This window comes from Streptococcus mitis (assembly GCF_016658865.1).
Lineage (GTDB): Bacteria > Bacillota > Bacilli > Lactobacillales > Streptococcaceae > Streptococcus > Streptococcus mitis_BT.
The window spans coordinates 2,020,207-2,033,396 of sequence record NZ_CP067992.1 but is presented as its reverse complement, the minus strand read 5'-3'; the positions used below and the strand labels follow the sequence as shown (position 1 = coordinate 2,033,396).

Annotated in this window: 10 protein-coding genes and 3 tRNA genes; 8 read left to right on the top strand and 5 right to left on the bottom strand. The window is 34.3% G+C overall.

Annotation, left to right across the window (positions count from 1 at the left end; translation table 11 throughout):
* Positions 1 to 212: 212 nt before the first annotated feature.
* Together JJN14_RS10000 and JJN14_RS09995 are read right to left on the bottom strand one after the other, a co-directional pair.
* Positions 213 to 971, bottom strand: coding sequence for a ParB/RepB/Spo0J family partition protein (locus tag JJN14_RS10000; protein WP_049509403.1), 759 nt, complete (start codon positions 969 to 971; stop codon positions 213 to 215).
* Positions 972 to 1,028: 57 nt separating this feature from the next.
* Positions 1,029 to 2,210 (bottom strand): S1C family serine protease, encoded by a 1,182-nt coding sequence (locus tag JJN14_RS09995; RefSeq protein ID WP_153219714.1) that lies wholly within the window; start codon positions 2,208 to 2,210, stop codon positions 1,029 to 1,031.
* Positions 2,211 to 2,393: 183 nt separating this feature from the next.
* Between JJN14_RS09995 and rlmH the strand changes: the two genes are divergently transcribed.
* The 7 genes from rlmH (at position 2,394) to JJN14_RS09960 (ending at position 5,566) form a co-directional block, all read left to right on the top strand.
* Complete coding sequence (gene rlmH / locus JJN14_RS09990; RefSeq protein WP_064276841.1) at positions 2,394 to 2,873, top strand: 23S rRNA (pseudouridine(1915)-N(3))-methyltransferase RlmH; 480 nt, start codon at positions 2,394 to 2,396, stop codon at positions 2,871 to 2,873.
* Between the two features lie 43 nt (positions 2,874 to 2,916).
* A tRNA-Arg gene (locus JJN14_RS09985) sits at positions 2,917 to 2,990 on the top strand.
* Between the two features lie 164 nt (positions 2,991 to 3,154).
* Entirely contained in the window at positions 3,155 to 3,277 is a 123-nt protein-coding gene (gene comC / locus JJN14_RS09980; protein ID WP_020902306.1) for a competence-stimulating peptide ComC, read from the top strand.
* Positions 3,278 to 3,289: 12 nt separating this feature from the next.
* A complete protein-coding gene (comD, locus tag JJN14_RS09975; protein WP_201058574.1) occupies positions 3,290 to 4,615 on the top strand; it encodes a competence system sensor histidine kinase ComD in 1,326 nt (441 codons plus the stop codon).
* Positions 4,612 to 5,364 carry a competence system response regulator transcription factor ComE gene (gene comE, locus JJN14_RS09970; RefSeq protein ID WP_000866073.1) on the top strand — a complete coding sequence of 251 codons (753 nt, stop codon included), beginning with the start codon at positions 4,612 to 4,614 and terminating at the stop codon, positions 5,362 to 5,364. The genes comD and comE overlap by 4 nt, the downstream gene beginning before the upstream one ends.
* 51 nt (positions 5,365 to 5,415) lie before the next feature.
* A tRNA-Glu gene (locus JJN14_RS09965) sits at positions 5,416 to 5,487 on the top strand.
* 5 nt (positions 5,488 to 5,492) lie between these two features.
* Positions 5,493 to 5,566, top strand: a tRNA-Asn gene (locus tag JJN14_RS09960).
* Positions 5,567 to 5,606: 40 nt separating this feature from the next.
* Here the strand turns inward: JJN14_RS09960 and JJN14_RS09955 are convergent.
* Positions 5,607 to 6,149 (bottom strand): TetR/AcrR family transcriptional regulator, encoded by a 543-nt coding sequence (locus JJN14_RS09955; protein WP_201058573.1) that lies wholly within the window; start codon positions 6,147 to 6,149, stop codon positions 5,607 to 5,609.
* Positions 6,150 to 6,277: 128 nt separating this feature from the next.
* On the opposite strand from JJN14_RS09955, the gene JJN14_RS09950 reads away from it, so the two are divergent.
* Positions 6,278 to 8,932, top strand: coding sequence for a YhgE/Pip domain-containing protein (locus JJN14_RS09950; protein WP_201058572.1), 2,655 nt, complete (start codon positions 6,278 to 6,280; stop codon positions 8,930 to 8,932).
* A 26-nt stretch (positions 8,933 to 8,958) separates the two neighbouring features.
* On the opposite strand, the gene JJN14_RS09945 is transcribed toward JJN14_RS09950, so the two are convergent.
* Positions 8,959 to 11,502 (bottom strand): YfhO family protein, encoded by a 2,544-nt coding sequence (locus JJN14_RS09945; protein WP_201058571.1) that lies wholly within the window; start codon positions 11,500 to 11,502, stop codon positions 8,959 to 8,961.
* Between the two features lie 61 nt (positions 11,503 to 11,563).
* A complete protein-coding gene (locus JJN14_RS09940; RefSeq protein ID WP_000958774.1) occupies positions 11,564 to 13,186 on the bottom strand; it encodes an ATP-binding cassette domain-containing protein in 1,623 nt (540 codons plus the stop codon).
* Positions 13,187 to 13,190 lie beyond the last annotated feature (4 nt).

The window sequence follows — 13,190 nt, the reverse complement described above, 5'->3', positions numbered from 1 at the left end:
TCCTTTCTCCTCCTTTACTATTTAAAAGTTTAATGCTAGACTTATTTTACCATAGATAGCAAGAATTTTCCACAAGCTGTGAAAAATAATCCACAATGTTATCAAATGTTATCCACAGGTTGGGGATAAAATCAGAAACTATTGATTTATTAAGCTTTTTATTAAAAAAAAGAGTGGATAACATTGTGAGATAAAAAAATAAAAGAACAGCCTTATTTCAGGCTGTTGATAATTCTACTGTATTCTTCTTGATTTGAGAAAGCAATAATGATTTTTCCGCTATCTTTTTTAGACAGTTTGATTTCTACATCTAATCCGAGTAGTTTTTTTAACTGTTCTTCTTCATTTTGTATGAAATGATTCGTTTTTTGAAGTTTCTTTTGTTTTTTCTCTGTCAGAAGAGCTTCTAACTTCCTTACAGAAATGTCTTCCTCTATAATTCGTTGAAAGAAATAGTCTTGTTGTTCCTTATTCAACCCAACTAGAGAACGCGCATGAGCTTGTGATAGTTTGCCATTTTCTACTTCTGAGATAATCTGTTCTGGTAAGGAAAGCAAACGAATGGAGTTGCTGATATAAGGACGAGACTTGCCCATTTTATCTGCAATTTCAGCATGGGTAAATCCTTTCTCTACAAGAGATTCATAGGCGCGTGCTTCTTCTATTGGATTTAAATTTTCTCTTTGTAAATTTTCAATGATGGACTGGACCATCATCTCTTGGTCTGAAAGTTGTTTAACAACAGCTGGGATAGACGTTAGACCAGCTAAAAGTGAAGCGCGATAGCGTCTCTCTCCTGCAAGGATTTCATAACCAATAACAGGAGATTGACGAACAATAATCGGTTGAATGACCCCATTTTCTTTGATAGACTGTGCTAGTTCATGTAGTTTTTCTCCATCAAATTCTTTTCGAGGTTGATAGGGATTTTTTTGTATATCCGTGATAGAAATCATTTCAAATTTTTCCATGATTCTACACTAACACATCTTTTCTCTTATGTAAAGCTTTCTTTACATAGATGTCAATTAAGATTCTAAATCACCTGAACTCTTGTCAAGTTTAATAGATGTAGTTTCTTCTTTACCGTTACGATAGTAAGTTATCTTAATGGTGTCTCCGATAGAATGATTGTAAAGAGCACTTTGTAAGTCTGTTGATGAAGCGATGTCTTTGTCATCTACTTTTGTAATAACATCGTATTTTTCAAGGTGACCATTTGCAGGCATATTACTTTGCACAGAACGAACAACTACACCAGATGTTACACTGCTTGGAATATTCAGTCTTCTAATATCACTTGTATTAATATTTGAGAGATTGACCATTTGAATTCCCAAAGCTGGACGAGTCACTTTTCCGTTCTTTTCTAATTGTTCAATAATATTGATAGCATCATTTGCAGGGATTGCAAAACCAAGACCTTCTACAGATGTTCCTCCATTTGTGGCAATTTTACTTGAGGTAATTCCGATAACCTGTCCTTGAATATTGATTAGTGGGCCACCAGAGTTACCTGGGTTAATAGCAGTATCAGTTTGGATGGCTTTCGTAGAAATGGCTTGTCCATCTTCAGATTTTAAAGATACATTTCGATTAAGACTAGATACGATACCTTGAGTGACAGTATTTGCATATTCAGAACCTAACGGGCTACCGATGGCAATAGCAGTTTCTCCTACGGTTAACTTGCTAGAATCACCAAACTCAGCTACTGTTGTCACTTTTTCTGAAGAGATTTTGACGACAGCGATATCAGAGAAAGTATCAGCTCCGACGATTTCTCCAGGTACTTTAGTTCCATCTGACAAACGAATATCTACTTTGCTGGCGCCATTTATAACGTGATTGTTGGTGACAATGTAAGCTTCTTTGTCATTCTTTTTATAAATAACCCCAGAGCCTTCACTAGAGATTTGCTGAGAATCTGTGTTAGTATCATCATTACCAAATACGCTATTTTGTCTGTTTGCTGAATAAGTAATAACAGAAACAACAGCATCTTTTACTTTGTTAACAGCCTGTGTTGTTGAATTTTCGTTCTTATAGGCAGTCTGTGTAATGGTGCTATTGTTGTTCGAGCTACTTACACCAATTTTTTGAGTTAGCTGGGTTATTGAAAAACTACCCAAGGCTCCACTAAAAAAGCTAATGACGATAACGACTAATAATTGAAACCATTTTTTGTAAAATATTTTTAGATGTTTCATATTTGCCTCCATTTGTTTGAAATTACTGAAAGTATAAACTGACTAGCTTAATTATAACTTAAAAATAAAAGTTTTTCACAGATTGTGGATAACTTTCAAAAATCTGTGGTTTTCTCGGCTAAAATTAACCTTTTATTTTGTGAATAAGATGTGAAAAAATAGAGAATATGTTAGAATAGAGTCATGAAAATTAAAGTTGTAACAGTTGGGAAACTGAAAGAAAAGTATTTAAAAGATGGTATCGCAGAGTATTCAAAACGAATTTCTCGATTTGCTAAGCTTGAAATGATTGAGCTAGCAGATGAAAAAACACCAGATAGGGCCAGTGAGTCAGAAAATCAAAAGATTTTAGAAATAGAAGGTCAGAGAATTTTATCAAAAGTTGGTGACCGTGATTTTGTTATTGCGTTGGCTATCGAAGGGAGAACTTTCTCCTCAGAAGAATTTAGTAAGCAGCTAGAAGAAGCTTCTATAAAAGGATTTTCTACTCTTACCTTTATTATTGGAGGGAGTCTGGGGTTAGCACAGGATGTAAAAAAAAGAGCCAATCTTTCTGTTAGTTTTAGTCGCTTAACCTTGCCTCATCAGTTAATGAGACTAGTCCTTGTTGAACAAATCTATCGGGCTTTTACGATTCAGCAGGGATCACCCTATCATAAATAGAAAATTGACTTTCAATTGGATTTTTGGTAGAATAGCTGTATTAGGTCTCATAGCTCAGCTGGATAGAGCATTCGCCTTCTAAGCGAACGGTCGCAGGTTCGAATCCTGCTGGGATCAATATAGTAGCAAAGCTGGGAATTTTCCCGGCTTTTTTCTTAAAAAAGTACACTTGGGGAGAAAAAAATGACAGTTGAGAGAATTTTATCTACAATGAAATTCCATTTTGTATAATAGTTTTTGTAAGTTAGCTTACAGGAAAAAACACTTTAGGAGATTTTATTATGAAAAACACAGTTAAATTGGAACAGTTTGTAGCCTTGAAGGAAAAAGACTTGCAGGAGATTCGAGGTGGGGAAACTAGAAAAACAATTAATAGTTTACTTAATCTCTTCAAAAGAAGATAAGGGAGTAGAATAATGGATTTTTTCTTATTAGTAGATTTGATATTATATGTTTTTATTATTAGTCAAAGTTACCGTTTAATTTGTAAAAGGCAAATAAAAACAAAGGAATTATGCTTTTTTGGTGGTTATACATTACTAGTAGGAACAGTACTTGACCTTCCTTTTTATCTTCTATACTTAGAGGGGTTAGGGATTGGAACATTTTTATTTCCTTTGATGCTATATTTCTATTTTAAATGTATTAAACAGTATAAGAGGGATAGAGGACTATTCCTAAGTTTACTACTATCTCTTTTATATGAGAGCACTCATACCTTTCTGTCTGTAACTTTCTCCTCTCTAACAGGAGACAATTTTGTTTTACAATATTATGGCCTATTCTTTTTAGTTGTAACGGTGTTGACTTATGTCGTTATCGTAACAATCATTCGTTATTTCCATTTGGAACTAAACTATTTTGACAAAGATTATCTCTATCCTTTCTTGAAAAAAGTCTTTTTTGCTTTACTATTGCTACATATTGTATCTTTCATTTCAGATATGGTAAGTACGATTAAACATTTGAATAGTTTTGGAAGTATTTTATCATCTATTGTCTTTATCTCTTTACTTTTGACTTTCTTTGCAATGAACTCTCATAAAGAACAAATGGAGAAAGAGATTGCTTTGAAGCAGAAGAAATTTGAACAGAAACATTTACAGAATTATACAGACGAAATTGTTGCTTTGTATAATGAAATACGTGGGTTTAGACATGACTATGCTGGGATGCTTGTCAGCATGCAGATGGCAATTGACAGTGGTAATTTACAGGAAATTGACAGAGTTTATACTGAAGTTTTGGTCAAAGCAAATCACAAACTGCGTTCAGATAAATACACTTACTTTGACTTGAACAACATAGAAGATTCAGCTTTACGAAGTTTGGTTGCTCAGTCAATTGTCTATGCTCGAAATAATGGTGTAGAGTTTACACTGGAAGTAAAAGATACGATTACCAAGCTCCCAATTGAACTATTGGATTTGGTTCGTATCATGAGTGTTTTATTGAACAATGCTGTTGAAGGATCGGCTGATAGTTATAAAAAGCAGATGGAAGTAGCAGTTATTAAGATGGAAACTGAAACAGTTATTGTGATTCAGAATTCATGTAAAATGACGATGACTCCTTCAGGAGATCTATTTGCTTTAGGATTCTCCACTAAGGGAAGAAATCGCGGAGTAGGATTAAATAATGTGAAAGAACTATTAGATAAGTACAACAATATTATTTTAGAAACAGAGATGGAAGGCAGTACATTTAGACAAATCATTAGATTTAAGAGGGAATTTGAATGAAAGTTTTAATTTTAGAAGATGTTATTGAACATCAAGTGAGACTAGAGAGAATATTGGATGAAATTTCGAAAGAATCGAATATTCCAATATCATACAAGACAACGGGAAAAGTTCGTGAGTTTAAGGAATATATCGAAAATGATGAAGTAAACCAGCTTTATTTTCTAGATATTGATATTCATGGAATTGAGAAAAAAGGGTTTGAAGTTGCTCAGTTTATTCGTCATCACAATCCTTATGCTATTATCGTCTTTATCACCAGTCGATCAGAGTTTGCGACTCTAACCTATAAATACCAGGTATCAGCCTTAGATTTTGTTGATAAGGATATCAATGATGAGTTGTTTAAGAAGAGAATTGAGCAAAATATCTTCTACACGAAGAGTATGTTACTTGAAAATGAAGATGTGGTAGATTATTTTGACTATAATTACAAGGGAAATGATTTAAAAATTCCTTACCATGACATTCTGTATATTGAAACGACAGGAGTTTCTCATAAATTGCGCATTATTGGTAAAAATTTTGCAAAAGAGTTTTACGGTACCATGACAGATATTCAGGAAAAGGACAAACATACTCAGCGATTTTATTCTCCTCACAAGTCATTTTTGGTAAATATAGGGAATATCAGAGAAATTGATCGAAAAAACTTAGAAATTGTTTTCTATGAAGACCATCGTTGTCCTATTTCAAGATTAAAAATTAGAAAATTAAAAGATATTCTAGAGAAAAAATCTCAAAAGTGATTGACAATTAGTAAGAAATTGATATAATGGTTATATCTGCTACAGATAGAAGGTCCGTTGGTCAAGGGGTTAAGACACCGCCTTTTCACGGCGGTAACACGGGTTCGAATCCCGTACGGACTATTTTATCCGCCATAGCTCAGTTGGTAGTAGCGCATGACTGTTAATCATGATGTCGTAGGTTCGAGTCCTACTGGCGGAGTATAGATAAAAGGGAACACAACTGTGTTCCTCTTTTTGTATCAATTTGTATCACCAAGCATCTTCATAAGGAAGTCTGTTATTTCTTGAGGACTTTCTTTTTTTCCGTGTGCAATCCAAGTTTGACAAACACCAAAAAGTGCATGAGTTAGATAGATGCTACTATATTCTAATTCAGTGGTATTTAGATTTAGTTGCATAAAGCGTTTTTGTAAATCCGTACTGAGCATAATATGAAGTTTATTTCGTAAGAAATTTTGGATTTCTTTAGTCCCATTTTCAGAAAGAAGGGCAGCCAGAAGTGGTTCTGATTCTAGATATTCAAAGACTTCTAAAATAGCGTCTCTTTTGTGATGAGCATGTTTTTGAAAAATATATTCAAATGTATGGAATAGCTTGCTTTGATAGTGCTCAATCATATCATACTTATCCTTATAGTGAGTATAGAAGCTGGAACGACTAATTCCGGCTTTTTTTGCTAACTTGACAGTAGAAATTTGATCAAATGGCTGTTCTATCAGTAGTTGTACCATAGCATTTTCAATAGTTCGCTTTGTTTTTAAGCGTTTGTTACTTTCTTGCATATTTCCTCCTTATAAACAAATTAGACTATGTGTCTAAAAATTGATTTTTTTATCTTGTAATTTATATTTTTTATTGTATAATCTATTATATCAAAATTTTAGACAATATGTTTAAAAAAGGAGAAACTATGTTTAAAGAATGGAAAGCAATTTTTAAAAAACCAAACTTTATTATTGTCATGATAGGGATTTCTCTTATTCCCGCTCTGTACAATGTCATATTTTTGTCATCAATGTGGGATCCATATGGTCAATTGTCTGACTTACCTGTGGCAGTTGTCAATAATGATAAAGAAGCTTCCTATAACGGTAATACCATGGCTATAGGAAAAGACATGGTGTCTAATTTAGAGCAAAATAAATCATTGGATTTTCATTTTGTAGATGAAGATGAAGGAAAGAAGGGATTGGAAGATGGCGATTACTATATGGTAGTGACTTTACCAAGTGATTTATCTGAAAAAGCAGCTTCTATTTTAACGAACCATCCAGAGCAAATGCAAATCGATTATCAGACTTCAAGTGGTCATAGTTTTATTGCCAGCAAGATGAGCGATTCTGCGATGACACAGTTAAAACAGAATGTTTCTGCTAATGTAACCGAATCCTATACGAAAGCTTTATTTCAAAAGATGGGTGATTTAAAATCCGGTTTAACGAAGGCAGCCGATGGAAGTGAACAATTGGCTAACGGGGCCAGTCAGTTAGCTGTAGGAAGTCAGACATTGTCTTCAAATCTTGCTACTTTAGCTAGCTCAAGTTTAACCTTTTCGGATGGAACAGATCAATTTACAAAAGGGTTGACAACGTATGTCACAGGAGTAAAGCAACTGAATAGTGGCTTAGGAACATTTAATGATGGTTTACAGAACTATACAAGTGCGGTTTCACAGGTTGACACAGGACTTAATCAATTATCTTCGAAAACTCCAGAATTAGTTGCAGGTGTCAACCAGTTAAATACAGGGATGAAGTCATATGCTGGTGGAGTTTCACAACTCAATTCAGGTCTCAGTCAATTTTCGGTTGGTGTCAATGCCTATACAAGCGGAGTTGACAAATTATCTGTTGGTACAAACCAACTATCAAGTCAATCAGATACATTGAGAGACGGTATTACTCAATTAAATAAAGGAATAAAAGAAATATCCACACAATTAAATACTTCATCTCAACAGAAAGAGGATATAACACAGTTAGCAAGCAGTTTAGATGAGTTGAATAAGGCTCTCCAATCAGTTACAGTTTCAGATAATACTGATCTTAAAAATACAATATCTAATGACTTAACAAATATAACGACTCTTGCTCAAACTATTGTGACTAATAGTCAAGCAGAGCAAGAGAAAACTCTTACAAATCTTCAAGCAACAGCAACTTATCAATCTCTCACTGAAACTCAGAAAAAAGAATTGACTGAAGCTGTTTCAAATAATTCTAATTCTACGATAGAGTCAGCAAAAGCAATTTTAACGACGGCAGGAGATTTAAAAGAAAATTTAGGAAGTATAAACCAACCAGTCTCTAATCTTTCTACTTTACAGACTAAAGCAAATCAACTTTTACCTATAGCGTCTAGTTCCTTGACATTTATGTCAATTGGATTTACACAGTTGCAAAATGCTGTAGATAATCAGTTAGTTCCCGGAAGTCAATCAATTGAAAATGGAGTTAATGCGTATACTAAGGGATTGGATACTATTTCTTTAGGTGTAAATCAACTAAGTAAAAAGAATACAACTTTAACAACAAGTTTGGATCAATTGGTTTCTGGCTCAACCAAGTTGACAGAAAACTCTTCAAAATTGACAACTGGTTTGGATACTCTAGCTGGGAAAACTCCAGAATTAGTAACAGGTATTGAAAAACTATCATCTGGTTCTGCTCAATTGAACAATAAGAGTCCAGAGTTAATAGCAGGTCTTACTAAATTACAATTTGGCTCTGATCAATTAACAGATAAATCAACACAATTACTTTCTGCAGCATCCCAACTAGGAAGTGGCGCTATGAAGATAGCAGATGGTACTGGAAAATTAGCTGAAGGTGGAGCAACTTTAACTGCTGGTATTGAAAGTTTACAAGTAGGAACTACTGATCTAGGACAAGGCTTAAGAAGTGCTAGCAATCAACTAAAATCAGCATCAACAGAATCTAAAAATGCAGAGATTTTGTCAAATCCACTCAATCTTTCAAAAACAGACAATGATCAAGTTCCTGTAAATGGGATTGCTATGGCTCCTTATATGATATCAGTCGCTCTCTTTGTCGCTGCATTATCAACAAATATGATTTTTGCTAAATTACCTTCAGGTCGTCATCCTGAAACTCGCTGGGCTTGGTTCAAATCTCGCTTTGAGATAAATGGAGTTATAGCTGTTTTAGCCGCTGTCTTAGTCTATGGTGGCGTTCATCTTATTGGTCTAACAGCAAATCATGAAATGAGAACCTTGTTCTTAATTATTATCGCAAGCTTAACATTTATGTCTATTGTAACTGCATTAACAACATGGAATAGCCGTGTAGGAGCTTTCTTCTCTCTTATTTTGCTATTATTACAGTTAGCATCAAGTGCAGGTACCTATCCACTTGCTTTGACAAATAATTTCTTTAGAGCTATTAATCCTTGGTTACCAATGAGTTATTCAGTTTCGGGATTACGACAAACAATTTCTATGACAGGAAATATTCATCATCAAGTCATTTTCCTTGCTGTGATATTAGCCCTATTTACTGGTTTAGGTATGCTAGCTTATCGACCTAAGAAAATGGAAGAAGATTAAAAAAATCGACCAACTGGTCGATTTTTTTATGTCTTAGATGACTTTCGTTTGTGATTATAGATTCCAAATAGTAAAAGAGAAGTAAAGGAACAGATTGCTCCAATAACAAAACCATTGGGAATAAAGGAAAGTGTAATAGTTCCTTTTCCCTTAGGAACGTCAATTTTCATAAAGCCAGTTTGAGCTTGTTTAATTTCTATTTTTTTACCATCTTGGTAGGCAGACCAACCTTTGTCATAAGGAATGGTGAAAAAAATGGACGTATCTTGTTTGACATCATATGTAGCAAAGACCTTGTTTTTAGAAGTTGATACTGTGACAGGTTGTTCTTTAATTTTTTGAATTGCCTCGGTAAAAGTTTTGGTATCTAAACGATAGAAGGTAGGAGATTCAAATGATACCTGTGAATTTCCAGGGAAACTAACATTAATATTGAAAGTTTTTTTCTCTTTAGTATATCCTAGATTAAAGAAGGAGAAGACATTATCAGTTGTAAAAGTTTTCTTTTCCCCATTTACAAGGATGTCAACCTTTTTTTGTTTGTCATTAGAAAAGTGAAGGTTTGTGAAAGAAAGATAAACTTGACTGTTTTCTGGCACTTCAATTTGATACTGGATTTCTGCATCCTCATTTGAAGAACTTGTAACACTAATCAAATCATCAGTATTCTCTGTTTTTTCATAGGGGATTGGAGAAAAATAATCAAAATTGACGTCAGCAAGTTGATTTAAAAACGAGGCCTGATTATCTAGAGTATGTTCATTGAACTTGACATCGTTGTAAATAGATTGACTAGCAAAGGCAATTGGAAGAGAGTATTGATTTTCATATAGGGTAAGATTATCTTTTTGATAGATATCTTTAAAACCATACTTATCAATAGGACTGTCTGAGATATTATACTGGATGCCAAATAAACTATCAGCCAAAATACTATTATTTGCATAACGGAGATTGAGATTGGTCCCAGAGGATTTAAAGCCAAGTTTATCCAAAGTAGAGCTTGCTGAACGATTTCGAACAGATGAAAATTGAGAGATTCCATTGTAGTTGAATTTCATACTGTCATTCCCTGTCTGAGTTTGTAGTTTTTCAGTACGAGTAAATGGATCCTCAATATATGTTGAGAAAGATTCCATAGTTGGGATATCTCTATTATATGCACTTCGAGAAGCAAATCCCCATTCCTTTGCAATTCCGTCCATTTGAGATGAAGCATTTAAACTTATTTCAACCATTATAAATAAAGAGATTAGAATGGCAAATAGATTTACAGAGATAAACTTTTTGATAAATGCAAGGAGTAAAAGCGAATAGATAACCAAAAATTCAAGAGTAAGCAGAATATTCAAATCTGTTAAAAACGAATAATGCGATTTTAGATAGATGGTAGCTAAAAATCCTGTTACTACAAGAAAAAGCGAAACTAAAAAGTTCCAGATTTTAATTTCTTTCAGACGATTTAATACTTCCTCTGCTGTGTAAATTAACAAGGTAGAGAAAATCCAAGCATAGCGATGTAAAAACATGTTTGGAGTATGCATGCCTTGCCAAAATAAATCAAGAGCTTCAATATAAAAGCTTGCAATTAGAAATGTAAAGAAGATTGCATAGATAAGTTTCACGTGAAACTTAATAGATTTCAGCGTAAAAAATAAAATGGTCAAAATAAAGGGAAGTAGTCCAACAAAAATCATTGGGATGGCCCCATACTTTGTTGTGTCAAAGGAACCAATGAATTGCTTAGCAAAGAGATCAAGATACCAGCTACTTTCAGTTTGAAACTTTGTAACTTCAGTTAATTTTTCCCCATGTGTCTGTAAATCAAACAGAGTGGGAAGAGTCATAATCAAACTAGTCATACCAGCTAAAAAGGAGGTGACAACAAAATCAAGAAAAGATGATTTTCGAGTTTTAAAGTCCCAAGAAATTTGACAGAGATACCAGAAAATAAGAAACAATGCGATCATATAGCCAAAATAATAATTTTGAATAAACAAAATTGACAGACTTGTAAAGTATAAAAGTAGTTTCTTTTCAGTTATAAGTAGGTGTAAACCAGTTATAATTAAAGGAATCAAGATAAAAACATCTAGCCAGGTTTTTATCTCTAGTTGACTAACAGTGAAACTCATCAGAGCATAGGAAGTAGATAAAGCTAGTTTTAAAGTCTGAGGGATATTTTTAAATAATTTATTTAAACTAAATAAGGTTGACAGACCAATCAATCCAAATTTTAAGAGAGTTATCAGATAGACAGCATCTGGCATATTCGTTAGATCAAAAAAGTAAACCAGAGGCGCGAGAAAACTACCCAAGTAATAACTAGATAGGGCATAGAAGTTTAGTCCTAGACCACTTGTAAAGGTGTAAAACAAACTACCATTTTCATGTAGGATATTTCTTAGAGCCATATCAAAAATAACGTATTGATGAAAGCCATCTCCTAATAAAGGAGAGATGTCACTATTCCAGTAGATACCTTGAGATAGGTATACTCCTGCCATAATCAATACAGGAATGATGAAAGAAACAAAATAGGTCCAATATGTTTTAAAAAATAATTTCATGTTACCTCATAAAATGTTAGAAAACTCAGCTGGTTAACCCAACTGAGTTTTGAAGTTTTATTTAGTCTTTCCAAAGTTCTTTAACTTTTGCTTGTACTTCTGCATTTTCTAGGAATTCATCATAGGTTTCATCAATACGATCGATGACGCCATTTTTAGACAAGACAATGATATGGTTAGCCAAAGTTTGAATAAACTCGTGGTCATGACTGGCAAAGATGATTGATTCTTTAAAGTTTTTCAATCCATCATTCAAGCTTGAGATAGATTCCAAGTCCAAGTGATTGGTTGGGTCATCAAGTACAAGCACATTTGACTTCAAGAGCATTAGTTTTGAAAGCATGACACGAACTTTTTCTCCCCCTGACAAGACATTTACAGGTTTGTTAACCTCATCTCCAGAGAAGAGCATACGGCCGAGGAAACCGCGTAGGAAAGTATTGTCATCTTCTTCTTTACTTGCAAATTGACGCAACCAGTCAAGAATTGATTCTCCCCCTGCGAAATCGGCCGAGTTATCTTTTGGCAAGTAAGAACGGCTAGTAGTAACTCCCCACTTGACAGTTCCTTCATAGTCAATGTCTCCCATGATTGCACGAATTAATGCAGTCGTTTGGATGTCATTCTGTCCAATAAGAGCTGTCTTATCACCTGGACGCAAGATAAAGCTGATATTATCTAAAATAGTCTCACCATCAATCTTTACAGTTAGATTTTCTACTGTCAAGAGATCATTACCAATTTCACGCTCTGCTTTAAAGTTGATAAATGGATATTTACGACTAGATGGAACAATCTCTTCTAGCTCAATCTTATCAAGCATTTTCTTACGTGATGTTGCTTGTCTTGATTTAGAAGCATTAGCAGAGAAACGAGCTACGAATTCTTGCAATTGCTTAATTTTTTCTTCTGCTTTGGCATTACGGTCGGCTAGCAATTTAGCAGCAAGTTCAGAAGATTCCTTCCAGAAGTCATAGTTTCCGACATAGAGTTTGATTTTTCCAAAGTCAAGGTCAGCCATGTGGGTACATACTTTGTTTAAGAAGTGGCGGTCATGGGATACTACGATAACTGTATTATCAAAGTCAATCAAGAAGTCTTCTAACCATGTAATTGATTGGATGTCCAAACCGTTTGTAGGCTCATCTAATAGAAGAACATCTGGTTTACCAAAAAGTGCTTTAGCGAGGAGAACCTTTACTTTCTCACCATTGGCCAATTCGCTCATATTTTGGTAGTGCAATTCTTCTGGAATGTTTAGGTTTTGAAGTAGTTGAGAGGCTTCACTTTCTGCTTCCCAGCCTCCAAGCTCGGCAAACTCTCCTTCGAGTTCGGCAGCACGCACTCCATCCTCATCTGAGAAATCTTCCTTCATGTAGATGGCATCTTTCTCTTTCATGATGCTATAAAGTTTTTCATTTCCCATGATAACGACATCAATGGCACGTTCGTCTTCATAGTCAAAGTGATTTTGACGAAGAACAGAGAGACGTTCATCTGGACCAAGAGAGATGTGACCAGTAGTAGGTTCGATATCTCCGGCTAAAATTTTTAAAAAGGTAGATTTTCCGGCACCATTAGCACCAATTAATCCGTAAGTATTTCCTTCTGTAAATTTGATATTGACATCATCAAAAAGTTTGCGATCACTAAAACGTAGTGAAACATCAGATACTGTAAGCAATGTT

Bases quoted from the DNA above. Each gene is read 5' to 3' on its own strand.
- JJN14_RS10000 (WP_049509403.1), bottom strand. From the start codon at position 971: ATGGAAAAATTTGAAATGATTTCTATCACGGATATACAAAAAAATCCC.
- JJN14_RS09995 (WP_153219714.1), bottom strand. From the start codon at position 2,210: ATGAAACATCTAAAAATATTTTACAAAAAATGGTTTCAATTATTAGTC.
- rlmH (WP_064276841.1), top strand. From the start codon at position 2,394: ATGAAAATTAAAGTTGTAACAGTTGGGAAACTGAAAGAAAAGTATTTA.
- comC (WP_020902306.1), top strand. From the start codon at position 3,155: ATGAAAAACACAGTTAAATTGGAACAGTTTGTAGCCTTGAAGGAAAAA.
- comD (WP_201058574.1), top strand. From the start codon at position 3,290: ATGGATTTTTTCTTATTAGTAGATTTGATATTATATGTTTTTATTATT.
- comE (WP_000866073.1), top strand. From the start codon at position 4,612: ATGAAAGTTTTAATTTTAGAAGATGTTATTGAACATCAAGTGAGACTA.
- JJN14_RS09955 (WP_201058573.1), bottom strand. From the start codon at position 6,149: ATGCAAGAAAGTAACAAACGCTTAAAAACAAAGCGAACTATTGAAAAT.
- JJN14_RS09950 (WP_201058572.1), top strand. From the start codon at position 6,278: ATGTTTAAAGAATGGAAAGCAATTTTTAAAAAACCAAACTTTATTATT.
- JJN14_RS09945 (WP_201058571.1), bottom strand. From the start codon at position 11,502: ATGAAATTATTTTTTAAAACATATTGGACCTATTTTGTTTCTTTCATC.